The 12,389-nt window shown below is 69.8% G+C and carries 13 protein-coding genes; 8 read left to right on the forward strand and 5 right to left on the reverse strand.

The window, feature by feature from the left end; all coding sequences use genetic code 11:
- The first annotated feature begins 57 nt into the window (after positions 1 to 57).
- The 5 genes from OID54_RS20845 (at position 58) to OID54_RS20865 (ending at position 5,312) form a co-directional block, all read left to right on the forward strand.
- A complete protein-coding gene (locus OID54_RS20845; RefSeq protein WP_329021596.1) occupies positions 58 to 927 on the forward strand; it encodes an alpha/beta hydrolase family protein in 870 nt (289 codons plus the stop codon).
- Between the two features lie 76 nt (positions 928 to 1,003).
- On the forward strand, positions 1,004 to 1,825 hold the full coding sequence (locus OID54_RS20850) for an NmrA family NAD(P)-binding protein (protein ID WP_329021597.1): 822 nt from the start codon (positions 1,004 to 1,006) through the stop codon (positions 1,823 to 1,825).
- 102 nt (positions 1,826 to 1,927) lie between these two features.
- Positions 1,928 to 3,229 (forward strand): histidine kinase, encoded by a 1,302-nt coding sequence (locus OID54_RS20855; protein WP_329021598.1) that lies wholly within the window; start codon positions 1,928 to 1,930, stop codon positions 3,227 to 3,229.
- Entirely contained in the window at positions 3,226 to 3,894 is a 669-nt protein-coding gene (locus tag OID54_RS20860; RefSeq protein ID WP_329021599.1) for a response regulator transcription factor, read from the forward strand. Before OID54_RS20855 ends, OID54_RS20860 begins: the two co-directional genes overlap by 4 nt.
- Before the next feature lie 212 nt (positions 3,895 to 4,106).
- Positions 4,107 to 5,312 carry a cytochrome P450 gene (locus OID54_RS20865; protein ID WP_329021600.1) on the forward strand — a complete coding sequence of 402 codons (1,206 nt, stop codon included), beginning with the start codon at positions 4,107 to 4,109 and terminating at the stop codon, positions 5,310 to 5,312.
- Between the two features lie 21 nt (positions 5,313 to 5,333).
- On the opposite strand, the gene OID54_RS20870 is transcribed toward OID54_RS20865, so the two are convergent.
- Genes OID54_RS20870 through OID54_RS20880 form a run of 3 tightly spaced genes read right to left on the reverse strand, consistent with a single transcriptional unit; the run spans position 5,334 to position 7,992 of the window.
- On the reverse strand, positions 5,334 to 5,474 hold the full coding sequence (locus OID54_RS20870; RefSeq protein WP_329021601.1) for a hypothetical protein: 141 nt from the start codon (positions 5,472 to 5,474) through the stop codon (positions 5,334 to 5,336).
- The gene (locus OID54_RS20875; protein WP_329021603.1) at positions 5,471 to 7,087 is read right to left on the reverse strand and encodes an ABC transporter permease; all 1,617 of its coding nucleotides are present in this window, start codon (positions 7,085 to 7,087) and stop codon (positions 5,471 to 5,473) included. Before OID54_RS20875 ends, OID54_RS20870 begins: the two co-directional genes overlap by 4 nt.
- Positions 7,084 to 7,992, reverse strand: a complete 909-nt coding sequence (locus OID54_RS20880) for an ABC transporter ATP-binding protein (protein ID WP_329021604.1) — start codon at positions 7,990 to 7,992, stop codon at positions 7,084 to 7,086. Before OID54_RS20880 ends, OID54_RS20875 begins: the two co-directional genes overlap by 4 nt.
- Positions 7,993 to 8,084: 92 nt before the next feature.
- Between OID54_RS20880 and OID54_RS20885 the strand changes: the two genes are divergently transcribed.
- The gene (locus OID54_RS20885; protein ID WP_329021605.1) at positions 8,085 to 8,603 is read left to right on the forward strand and encodes a GbsR/MarR family transcriptional regulator; all 519 of its coding nucleotides are present in this window, start codon (positions 8,085 to 8,087) and stop codon (positions 8,601 to 8,603) included.
- Positions 8,604 to 8,725: 122 nt separating this feature from the next.
- Here OID54_RS20885 and OID54_RS20890 read toward each other — a convergent pair whose 3' ends face one another.
- Positions 8,726 to 9,556, reverse strand: a complete 831-nt coding sequence (locus tag OID54_RS20890; RefSeq protein WP_329021606.1) for a diacylglycerol kinase — start codon at positions 9,554 to 9,556, stop codon at positions 8,726 to 8,728.
- 153 nt (positions 9,557 to 9,709) lie between these two features.
- On the opposite strand from OID54_RS20890, the gene OID54_RS20895 reads away from it, so the two are divergent.
- Positions 9,710 to 10,993, forward strand: a complete 1,284-nt coding sequence (locus OID54_RS20895) for an adenylosuccinate synthase (protein ID WP_329021608.1) — start codon at positions 9,710 to 9,712, stop codon at positions 10,991 to 10,993.
- A 294-nt stretch (positions 10,994 to 11,287) separates the two neighbouring features.
- On the forward strand, positions 11,288 to 11,809 hold the full coding sequence (locus tag OID54_RS20900) for an SMI1/KNR4 family protein (RefSeq protein WP_329021609.1): 522 nt from the start codon (positions 11,288 to 11,290) through the stop codon (positions 11,807 to 11,809).
- Positions 11,810 to 11,889: 80 nt separating this feature from the next.
- Here the strand turns inward: OID54_RS20900 and OID54_RS20905 are convergent, their stop codons facing one another.
- On the reverse strand, positions 11,890 to 12,273 hold the full coding sequence (locus tag OID54_RS20905; RefSeq protein ID WP_329021610.1) for a peptidoglycan-binding domain-containing protein: 384 nt from the start codon (positions 12,271 to 12,273) through the stop codon (positions 11,890 to 11,892).
- Positions 12,274 to 12,389: the final 116 nt, after the last annotated feature.

The following is a 12,389-nucleotide window of genomic DNA, read 5'->3' on the forward strand; positions in this document are numbered from 1 at the left end:
GTGACCCGGTTGGGTCCGCGGTCAATTCCGAGACAGCTTCGGAAGGTTGGAAGCACAATGCCGGACCCCGTCGCCCGTGACACCGCCGAGACCGAGTCTGCCTTCTCGCATCCCGCCGTGGCCCCGGACGTGTCCATCGCGTACGGCGAACACCCCGACCAGGTGGTCGATTTCTACGCTCCCCGCGGCGGACAGCACAGTGTGCCGTTGGTCGTCGTGCTGCACGGCGGGGCGTGGCGGGCCCGCTACGACCGGCAATACCTGACCCCGTTCGCCGACTTCCTGGCCCGTCGTGGACTCGCGGTCGCCAATGTGGAGTACCGACGCGGGCGGAACCTGCCACAGCAGGGCGGGCAGGGCCCGGTCGCGGGCCGATGGCCGGAGACCTTCGACGACATCGCCGCAGTGCTGGACGCCCTGCCCGAACTGGTCCGCACCGCACTGCCGCAGGCCGATGTCCGGCGCACGGTGCTCACGGGCCACTCCGCGGGAGGTCAGTTGGCGCTCTGGGCCGCTGCCCGGCATGTGTTGCCCATCGGGTCCCCCTGGCGACTGCCCGCCCCACCACCGCTGCGCGGGGTGGTGGCACTGGCGCCGATCGTCGACTTCGCCCGCGCCGTGGAGCTCGATGTGTGCGGTGGAGCCGTGGCGGAACTCCTCGGTGACAGCGACGAGTTCACGGCACGCACGGCCCAGAGCGACCCCGCCGCGCTCCTGCCCACCGGGATCGCCACCGCTGTGGTGCAGGGACGGGACGACCTCACCGTGCCCCACGAGCTCGCCGAGTCCTTCGTCGCGGCGGCGGCCAAGGCGGGGGAGACGGTGGGACTGACGTTGCTGGAGGAGGTCGGGCACTTCCCGGTGATCGACCCCGCGGCGGACGCCTGTGCGGTGGTCGCCGAGGAGATCGCCCAACTGGCTTTTTGAACCGGTACCCGGACCACATCAACGGGTCGGGGAATCGAGGACGGAAGCTGACCGCAAGCCTTCCTACCTTCTTCCCATGACCTACCTAGTGACCGGGGCGACCGGAACCGTCGGCTCTCAGATCGTGCAGCAGCTGTTGAACCGCGGCCACTTGGTCCGCGCCCTGACCCGCAACCCCGAAACCGCCGCGTTCCCCGCCGGAGTCGATGTCGTCCAAGGAGACCTCACCGATCCCGCGTCCCTCGCCCCTGCCCTCGCGGGAGTGACGGGTCTGCATCTGATCACCTTCGGCGGACCCTACTTCGCGGACCTGGAGAGCGGTCCGCAGATCCTGGAGCTCGCCCGCGCCGCCGGGGTGCGCCGCATCACCGTCCTCCACGGCGGCGGACCCACACCGCTGGAGACCGCCGTGCGCGAGAGCCACTTCGTGTGGACCGTCGTCATGCCGGTGGAGTTCATGTCGAACGCACTGTCCTGGGCCGACTCCATCCGCACGGACGACGAGGTGCGCGAGCCGTTCGTGAACCGGCTCAGCGCCATGGTCCACGAGTCCGACATCGGCGCGGTCGCCGCCGTCGCCCTCAGCGAGGACGGCCACGCCGGTGGGGAGTACGTCGTCACCGGCCCGCAGGCGCTGACCGTCGAGGACAAGACACGGGCGCTCGCCGCCGCCCGCGGGAAGCCGATCCGTCTCGTCGAACTGACCGAGGACGAGGCGCTGGCCCAGTGGCGAGCGGCCGGGCAGCCGGATGAGGTGATCGATTTCCTGCTCATGGTCTACCGCGACACCCCGGCCGTCGGACGCACCGTCGTGGACACCGTGGAGAGGGTCACCGGGCACCCGCCGCGGAGCTTCGACGAGTGGGCGAAGGACCATGCGGAAGAATTCCGTGGCTGACCTGTCGTCCGTAAGGAACCCCAGGTAGTCCTTGGGGCGGACGCGGCGGAATCCATAGTGATGGTGACGACCGCGTCCGCCCTTCCCCTTACCGTTCTGTAGGTGACCGAGAAGACCAGACCCCCCGAATACCGCCTGGCCATGGGGGCCCTGGGCGGCCTCCGCAAGGAGCTCGTCCTCAACGCCTTCGCCTACCGACCCCTGCCACCACTGAGCCCCGAAGGCCCGCTGCTCCGCCGGCTGCCGACACGAATACGCCGCCTGGCCGTGTGGGCGCCCCATGGCGCCGTGGCCATGCTCTGCTTCTTCACCCTGTTCGCCTGGGGGGCCTCACGGGTCACCGGCTTCAGCTCCACGCTGAGCGTGGCGGTGCCCATCCTCGCCCTGGCGATGACGCTGGTACGGCCCGTCGGCGGGTTCTGGATCTCCATCGCGGCCGTTCCCCTGGTCAATGCGACGGGCGGGTACGACGGGGGAGCGTGGCCCTGGCCGCCCACCCTCTTCTTCGGCCATCTCTGCGTGCTGACCGTCGTCACCCTGCGCACCCGGCCCCGCTGCGCCGTGTGGATGTGGCTGATCACCGCGGTGGCCGGGTACTTCACCGAGTCCCTGTTGGACCGCTGGGCCCCGACCAACACCTCCCAGCTGCTCTTTGCAGCCGCGGTACTGATGCTGCTGGCGACCACCTACCTCGTCCGCAAGGACGCCAAGGAAGAAGTCGCAGCGCAGCAGACCGTCACCGCCGTCGAACGCGATCGGCGCACCCTCCTGGAGGAGCGCACCACCATCGCCCGCGAACTCCACGACGTCGTCGCCCACCACATGTCGGTGGTCGCGATCCAGGCGGAAGCAGCCCCCTACCGGGTCGAGAACCCGCCGCCCGAACTGGAGCAGGCATTCGCCACCATCCGGGAGAACGCGGTCGCCGCCCTGACCGAGCTGCGCCGCATCCTCGGTGTGGTCCGCGCGGAGGACTACGAAGCCCCGGACGCGCCCCAGCCGGTGCTCGCCGACCTAGGTCAGCTGCTCGGCAATGTGAGCGAGGCCGGTCTGCGCACGGACAAGACCATCACCGGAGCCGTGCGCGAGCTGCCCCCGGGCGTCGAACTCTCGGCGTTCCGGATCATCCAGGAGGCACTGAGCAACGCGCTGCGCCACGCACCCGGATCGACGGCGAAGGTCGAGGTGTCCTACGTGCTCGGCGGCCTTGGACTGCGGATCGTGAACACCGCCCCGCAGGGCCTGGTCAAGCCGTCACCGGGAGCGGGACACGGCATCACCGGGATGCGGGAGCGTGTGACCATGCTCCAGGGCGAGATGACGGCCGAGCCCACCGAGGACGGGGGCTACGAGGTGACCGCCTTCATCCCCGTGCCCGCAACCGCCACCGAGGAGACCGTATGACCGCCCCGAAGATTCGTGTACTGATCGTCGACGACCAGATGATGGTGCGCGAGGGCTTCTCGGTCCTGCTCAATGCGATGCCGGACATCGAAGTCGTCGGGGAGGCCGTCAACGGGCGGGAAGCGGTCGCGAAGGTCGCCGCGCTGGTTCCGGACGTGGTGCTGATGGACATCCGGATGCCCGAGCTCAACGGCATCGAGGCCACCCGCGAGATCGTCGCAGGGGGCGAGAAGTCGAAGGTGCTGGTGCTCACCACCTTCGACCTCGACGAGTACGTCTACCAGGCCCTGCGCGCGGGGGCGTCGGGCTTCCTCCTCAAGGACGCGTCCGCCCGGCAGCTCGCGGACGGGGTCCGGGTGGTCGCGGCGGGGGAGGCGCTCCTCGCGCCGACCGTGACCCGGAGACTGATCACGGAGTTCTCCAAGCTCGGCGCCATCCCCAAGGCGCCCGCGCTCTCGCAGGTGGGGGACCTCACCGAGCGGGAGACCGAGGTGCTGGTCCTGATAGCCCAGGGGTTGTCCAACGCCGAGATCGCCTCGCACCTGGTGGTCGCCGAGTCGACCATCAAGACGCATGTGAGCCGCATCCTGGTGAAGCTCGGACTGCGGGACCGCACCCAGGCCGCCGTGTTCGCCTACGAGGCACGGCTCGTCACCCCCGGGTAGTCACAGCCAGTGGTCACACCCGGACGGTCCCGCCCGACGGGCCGAGATCGGGCACGGCCGGCAACGCCTGGACGGTCCGGGCCCGAAGGGGCGACCACAGCGCCGGTCACCGCCCACCGACCGGCTCAGCTCGCAAAAGGGCTGGTCACAAACGGGTTGAGCCTTCTCGCGGACACTGGCCCCCATGGGGTCGACGGGGTTAACGTCCCGCTATGAGCGCACTTTTCGAACCTTGGTCACCCTCCTTCGTCGCTGATCCGTACCCCGCGTACGAGGAGCTGCGGGCGCAGGGGCGCGTGCACTGGTTCGAACCCACGCGGCAGTGGCTCGTACCGCACTACGAGGACGTCTCCGCACTGCTGCGCGACCGGCGCCTGGGGCGGACGTATCTGCACCGCTTCACCCATGAGGAGTTCGGCCGCACCGCGCCGCCCGTCGAACACGAGCCGTTCCACACGCTCAACGACAACGGCATCCTCGATCTGGAGGCACCGGACCACACCCGCATCCGCCGACTGATCACCAAGGCGTTCACCCCGCGGACCGTGGCCCGGCTGGAGCCGACCGTGCAGCGGCTGGCCGCCGAGTTGGTCACGGACTTCGTCCGGGACGGCGGCGGCGATCTGCTGGCCCGGGTCGCAGAACCGCTGCCGGTGGCGGTGATCGCCGAGATGCTGGGTGTCCCCGAAGCCGATCGGGCACTGTTGCGCCCCTGGTCGGCCGATATCTGCGGCATGTTCGAGCTCAGTCCCTCGACGGAGACCGCGGAGCGTGCGGTGAGGGCGTCGGTGGAGTTCTCGGCCTATCTGCGGGAGCTGATCGCCGAGCGCCGCAAGGAGCCCGGCGACGATCTGATCTCCGCGCTGATCGCCGCCCACGAAGAGGGCGACCGGCTCAGCGAACAGGAGATGATCTCCACCTGTGTGCTGCTGCTTAACGCCGGGCACGAAGCCACCGTCAACACCACGGCGAACGGCTGGTGGACCCTGCTGCGGCACCCCGAGCAGCTGGCCCGGCTCCGGGCCGACCACTCCTTGGTGCCCACCGCCATCGAGGAGCTGATGCGGTACGACACCCCGCTCCAGATGTTCGAGCGCTGGGTGCTGGACGACATCGAGATCGACGGCACGGTCCTTCCCCGCGGCTCCGAACTGGCGCTGCTGTTCGGCTCGGCCAACCGGGACCCGCAGCGCTTCCCGGACGCGGACCGGCTCGACCTCGCCCGTACCGACAACGCGCACATCACCTTCGGCGCTGGCATCCACTTCTGTCTCGGCGCACCGCTGGCCAGGATCGAGCTGGCGGCGTCCTTCGGCGAGCTGCTGCGGCAGGCCCCGACGATGAAGCTGGCGGCCGAACCGCGGTGGAAGCCGGGGTATGTCATCCGCGGTGTGTACGAGCTGCCGGTGGAGCTCTAGGTGGAGCTCTAGGCGGAGCTCTCAAGGGGTTGCGTACGAGTGGGTCTGTACGGGACGGTCTGTACGGGTCGGTCTGTACGAGTGGGTCTGCTCGGGGGCGTCTTCGCCGGCGTCGAGCAGTGCGCCGGTGATCGGGGCGATTCCGGGGTCCCATGAGCTCATGTCCGAAGGTCCCTTCTGCACAGTGCGACCAGTCCGGCGCAGCCGGAAGCGGCGGCCAGCGCCGTGAGCACCAGCAGCGGGGGCCACTGCACGGAACCTCCCGGGAGCTTCGGCAGCTGACCGAAGGGGGACAGTTCCAGTACCCGGCCGGGCAGGTCGAGCGCCGGCCCGATCCAGCCGACGGTGAGACAGACGCCGGCCACGACCCAGGCCGCTCCGGCGGCCCGGGGGACCAGCCCGTACAGCAGCACCGCGATGCCTCCGAGCAGCCAGACGGCGGGCAGTTGGGCCAGTGCCGCCGCGACGATCGCCCCGTGCCGCTCACCGTGTCCGAGGGCCAGACCCAGCCCCGCCGCACCGAGGACCACGACCGAGCCGCCGAAGGCGACGGCCAGATGGCCGGCAGCCCAGGTCGGCCGGCCCACCGCGGTCGCGAGGACGGGTTCGGCCCGCTGGGCGGCCTCCTCGCCGTGCAGCCGCAGCACGGAGGCGACCACGAACAGCCCGGCGACCATGCCGCAGAGCCCCACCATGGCGGCGAGGAACGCATCGGTCAGCCCGGTTCGGCCTCCCATCCGCTCGAAGACGGCCCTGGCCTGCTCGTTCTGGCCGACGAGCTCGGTCGCCCCGTCCGCCAGTGATCCGAGGGCGAGCCCGGCGACGAGGAATCCGAGGGTCCAGCCCAGCAGGGCGCCCCGCTGGAGTCGCCAGGCCAGCGCGGCAGGGCCGGTGAGCCGGCCGTGGGCGGGCCCGGGCCGGGTGGGCAGGAAGCTCATGCCCACATCGCGCCGTCCGGCCAGTGCGTACGCCAGGGTGCCCTGCGCGGCGACGGCGAGGACGAGCAGGAGCAGCACCCACCAGCGCTCGGTACCGAAGGGGCGTACCTGTTCCGCCCAGCCCAGCGGGGAGAGCCAGACCAGGGCGGAGGGCTCGGTGGCGGCGTCACCGGCGGCCCGTAGGGCGTAGGCGCCACCGAGGACGGCGGCGGTCAGCCCCCGGGCGAGCCGGGCGCTCTCGGTGAGCTGGGCCATCAGCGCCGCGGTGGTGGCGAAGAGCATCCCGGTCCCGCCGATGGCGAGCCCCAGTGCGAGCGCCCCGGCCGCCGATCCGCCCGGGCCGGCCAGGCCCGCGGTCACCAACAGGGCGATGCCGGCATTGCCGACCGCCGCGGTGAGCAGGGCAGCGGTCAGTGGTGCACGGCGCCCCACGACGGCGGCGGACAGCATCTCCTGACGGCCGCTCTCCTCCTCGTCACGGGTGTGCCGGACGACGATGAGCAGGCTCATCACCGCGGCCATCAGCGCCGCGAAGCCTCCGAACCGCCAGCTGACCAGACCGCCGACGGAGTCGCTGAAGACCGGCCCGTACAGCGCGCGCAGCGAACCGTTGGTGGTCATCGACCGCAGGAGCTCAGCGCGGGCGGCGGGGGTGTCGTAGAAGGACTCGATGGTGCCGGCGCCGCTGACGACCAGGGCGGAGAGGACCAGCACCCAGATAGGGAGCAGGACGCGGTCCTGGCGCAGGGCGAGCCGCAGCAGGGGTCCCGTACCGGCGAAGGGGCTGTTGCCGGGGCGCCGGGTGTGGAGCGGGGAGGTGTCCGCAGTGGTGGTCATCGGGGCGCCGTCCGACCGGTCCGCTCATCGGCGTAATGGCGCAGGAAGAGTTCTTCCAGGGTGGGCGGGCTGCTGGTCAGCGACCGTACGCCGGCGTCGGTGAGGGAGCGCAGAACGGTGTCGAGCTGGTCGGTTTCGACCTGGAGCGTGATGTGGTGGCCCCGGACGTCGAGGTCGTGGACGCCGCTGAGCCGGTCCAGTCCGCTGGGTGCGGTGGCCAACTCGGCCGTGATGCTGGTGCGGGTGAGACGGCGCAGTGTGCTGAGCGAACCGGTCTCCACCCGCTCGCCCTGCCGGATGATGCTGACCCGGTCGCAGAGGCTCTCCACCTCGCTGAGGATGTGCGAGGAGAGCAGGACGGTCCGTCCGCGGTCGCGTTCCTCGCTCACGCAGTGCTGGAAGACCTCCTCCATCAGCGGGTCGAGTCCTGAGGTGGGTTCGTCGAGGATCAGCAGATCCACATCGGAGGCGAAGGCGGCGATCAGGGCGACCTTCTGGCGGTTCCCCTTGGAGTAGGTCCGCCCCTTCTTCGTGGGGTCGAGTTCGAACCGCTCGATCAGTGCGGTCCGCCGGTCGGGGTCGAGACCGCCGCGAAGCCGGCCGAAGAGGTCGATGACCTCACCCCCGGAGAGGTTGCGCCACAACGTGACGTCACCGGGGACGTACGCGATGCGCCGGTGGAGTGCGACGGCGTCCTGCCAGGGGTCGCCGCCAAGGACGCGGACGGCCCCGGAGTCGGCGCGCAGCAGACCCAGCAGGACGCGGATGGTCGTGGATTTTCCCGAGCCGTTGGGCCCGAGGAAGCCATGGACCTCGCCGGTCTCCACGGAGAGGTCGAGGCCGTCCAGGGCGGGGGTGCGCCCGAACGACTTGCGGAGCCTTAAGACGCTGATCGCCTGAGTCATGTTCCGAAAGTACGCTCACTTCACAAATTTGTGAAGATTGGGAAGCGTATAAAATTGCGTGCGGTGCCCTGGGCAGGGGAGAGGATCGGACCATGACCGAAGAGCAGCCCCCACGGGCGAACTCCCAGCGCGACGAGAAAGCGGTGTCCGACTTCGTCGAGCGGTTCGCCGCCCAGCTGACGGACGCGGGAATGGCCCGGATGCCCGCCCGGGTCTTCGCGGCGATCCTGTCCTCGGACGCCGGCACCATGTCAGTTGCCGAACTGGGTGAACAGCTCAAGATCAGCCCGGCCGCGGTCTCGGGAGCGGTGCGCTACCTCTCCCACGTCACGATGGTCTCCCGCGAGCGCGAGCCCGGATCACGACGCGAGCGGTACCGGGTCCACAGCGACCAGTGGTACGAGGCCCTCGGCAACCGGGACCAGATCGTCAAGCGCTGGGAGGACACCATGCGCGAGGGAGTGGCGAGCCTGGGGCCCGACACCCCCGCCGGGCTGCGGCTGGCCGAGACGCAGGACTTCTTCCACTTCCTGGGCCAGGAGCTGCCGCTGCTGTTGGACCGCTGGCGGGAGCACCGGGAACGGACCTACGGGGGGTCCGTCGCGACCTGACCGCCGCGCACGGACACGCCGAAAGGCCCGAGGCTCGCTATGAACCGTCTCGCACGGACGGGCTCGCACGAACCGTCTCGCACGAACCGTCTCGCACGGACGGGCTCTCGCACCAGGGAGGATCAGCCCTCCGCGCCGGACGGCAGTGTCAGCCCCCAGGCTCCCGCCTGGAGCGTCCACGTCCTGGTGCGCACCGGACCCGTGACCATGATGTCCGCCCGATAGCGGAAGTCCGGGCCCGAGACCGTGACTGTCAGCGCCTTCGCGGTCAATGGCTCGGCCGAAGGGCCTGGACGCACCGGCTGGACCGGCTGCACCACCACTTCGGCCCGGCCGCCCACCGCCCGTACGGTCACCGACTCCACCTCCCGGTCCAGATCGGTCAGCACCACCCCGTCCACCTCCACCCGCAACCGATGCGGACGGACCACCGACGGCGCTGGCACCGGTCGCACCAGGCCGCGGACCAACGAACGGCAGCTGTGCCACAGGGAGCCGGCACCGGCGGGATGTTTCGATCCGGCCACGGGGATGGTGAGATCCCCCACTACGACCCCGTCGCTCTCGTCCACCAGCAGGTCCAACCGCCGCACGGATCCGTCCAGCACCGTGCGCGCCGCCGCGACCGCTCCCTGGGGGACGCCCAGCGCGTGCGCCAGCGCCACCGCGGGCCCCGGACCCACCGGCACCAGGGACAGAGCGCCGTTTCCCAGCCATCGATCCCGGTACAACAGGGCCACCGCACGCAGCAGTGCGCGGTCGTCCCCCACCACGACGGGTCGCCTCGGGCCCCTACGGGCGAGGGCCCGGGCAAAGTCCTCGGGCCCCTCAGGAAGGCAGATTTTCGCCTCCGAGCCTCCGAGCAGAACATCTTTCGCGATCCGCACGGACTCGCCGTCACTTCGGCGGGCGACCGGGTCGATGACCACCAGCAGCTGGTCGTGAGCCGACACCTCGGTCCTTCCTCGGGTAGCATCTTTGTGCAAGAGCCCCTTGCGCTATTGCGCCAGGGGCTTCGTCTATTCCGGGGCAACCGGTCCGCGGACTCAGGCACGGCTCACGCCCCCTGACCCTGGACATGCCCCGCCCGGAAGGGGTGTACGCCTGTGCCCGCACTTGTGCTGCTCGGTGCTCAGTGGGGTGATGAGGGCAAGGGAAAGGCCACCGACCTGCTCGGTGGATCAGTGGACTATGTGGTGCGCTACCAGGGTGGCAACAACGCCGGCCATACGGTCGTCGTCGGCGACCAGAAGTACGCGCTGCATCTCCTCCCTTCCGGCATTCTCTCACCGGGGTGCACCCCGGTCATCGGCAACGGTGTCGTGGTCGACCCGGCCGTCCTGCTCTCCGAGCTGAGCGGGCTCAACGACCGTGGCGTCGACACGTCCAAGTTGTTGATCAGTGGCAACGCTCACCTCATCACTCCGTACAACGTCACCCTCGACAAGGTGACGGAACGGTTCCTCGGTACCCGGAAGATCGGCACCACCGGTCGGGGCATCGGCCCCACCTACGCCGACAAGATCAACCGTGTGGGCATCCGCGTCCAGGACCTCTACGACGAGTCCATCCTGGTGCAGAAGGTGGACGCCGCGCTGGAGTCCAAGAACCAGCTGCTCGCCAAGGTCTTCAACCGACGCGCCATCGAGTCGGGACGCATCGTCGAGGAGATGCTCCAGTACGCGGAGCAGCTGCGGCCGTACGTCGCCGACACCACGCTGATCCTCAACAACGCGATCGACAACGGCAAGGTCGTCCTCTTCGAAGGCGGCCAGGGCACACTGCTCGACGTCGACCACGGCACCTATCCGTTCGTCACCTCGTCCAACCCGACCGCGGGCGGCGCCTGCACGGGCGCGGGCGTGGGACCGACGAAGATCAGCCGCGTCATCGGCATCCTCAAGGCGTACACGACCCGTGTCGGGGCCGGTCCCTTCCCGACCGAGCTGTTCGACGAGGACGGCGAGGCGCTGCGCCGCATCGGCGGCGAGCGGGGCGTCACCACCGGCCGTGACCGCCGCTGCGGCTGGTTCGACGCGGTGATCGCGCGCTATGCGACTCGCGTGAACGGTCTGACGGACTTCTTCCTCACCAAGCTGGACGTCCTCACCGGCTGGGAGCAGATCCCTGTCTGCGTGGCGTACGAGATCGACGGCAAGAGGGTCGAGGAGCTGCCGTACTCGCAGACGGACTTCCACCACGCGAAGCCCATCTACGAGATGCTGCCCGGCTGGTCCGAGGACATCACCAAGGCCAAGACCTTCGACGATCTGCCGAAGAACGCGCAGGACTACGTGAAGGCGCTGGAGCAGATGTCCGGAGCGCCCATCTCGGCGATCGGCGTCGGCCCCGGCCGCACCGAGACGATCGAGATCAACTCCTTCCTTTAGGAAGGCGTTCGCAGGGCTCCCCAGCGGCTCTTGGCGTGCGCGGTACGGGTGCAGGGCGTGGCGCCGAACGCCCTGCACAGGCCGGCACCGGAGCGGGGGAACCCTGCCGTGCGATGCGGTGAACGATGCCCGGGCGGACCGACCCCGCCCGGGCATCGTGCTCTTTCCGGCCGGCTTCCGCCGCCCGTCGTGTCAGGCCCCCGGAGCTCGATCGCAAGACCGTGTGCCTCTCGTCCCACCGGCCGGGATCGGGCCGACGCCGATCACCGCCGCTTCGGGCGCTAGCCTGCGGCTGTGCCTCTCATTGACGATCGTGAGTTCCCTGCCGCCCTCGCAGCCGTGGCCGAGGTCGAGTTCGAGTACGACGACGGCGACGGCGTCGATCTGTATCCCTTCGACGAGTTCGTCTCCGCAGAAGAGACCACCGACTGGTTGCGCGCCTGGACCGGCAACCAGGAACTGAACGGCGCGGCCTTCCGGGTGTTCGGCAAGGACGGCACCGGCGGGCAGGTGGCGCTCTGGCTGGTGCGGCCGGATGCAGCACTCATCGAACAGCCGGTGGTATTCCTCGGTTCGGAAGGGGAGACGGGGGTGATCGCCCGCTGCCTCAGCGACTATCTGTGGTTGCTGGCCGACGGGTTCGGTCCCTTCGAGGTGGTCGAGTACCCGACCCGTGACCCGCACCCGCAAGAGGGGCTGACCGCGATAGCGGAGCGCCATGCGCAGGGCCCGCGCCGTTCGGCGCACGAGGTGATCGCCGCGGCTGCGAAGGAGTTCCCCCACTTCCAGAAGACCATCGACGACCTCTGCCGTTGAATCCGGCTGACGACGTGGACGTGGACGTGGACGTGGAAACGGGCCCGGGCGGCTGGACCGGGCCCGTGGGAATCAAACGCTCAACAGCCGTTGCGCAGCACGCTCCAGGTGATGGGCCCGACGATCCCGTCGACACCGATGCCGCACGCGGCCTGGATGTCTCTCACCGCGGCTTCGGTACGGGGGCCGAAGTTGCCGTCGACGCCGGTGGGCCCGACGTCGAAGCCCCAGTACTGGAGCAGACACTGAGCCTCTCTGACCGCGTTGCCGGTACTGCCACGGCGCACGGTGGGTGGGGTCACGGCACCGTGGTAGCCGCAGTAGACGGCGGGGACGGGGGAGGAGGGCGCCACGGACGCTTGGGGCTTGGTAGCGGCGGATGCCGGGCTGGCAGCCAACGTGGTGAACGCGCTCACCACGAGCGATACGACAGCCAGGGACATTCCGACTCTGCGCAGGCTCATCAGATCTCTCCAATCGCTCCGGACGGTTCAGTCACCTCCCAGGTCGCCATGAGAGGGCTGAACACGCCAAGCGAAACCACCTGAAACCGCCCTGACGGGGGAGTCGGGAGCAGGGG

Source organism: Streptomyces sp. NBC_00690, from assembly GCF_036226685.1.
Classification (GTDB): Bacteria; Actinomycetota; Actinomycetes; order Streptomycetales; family Streptomycetaceae; genus Streptomyces.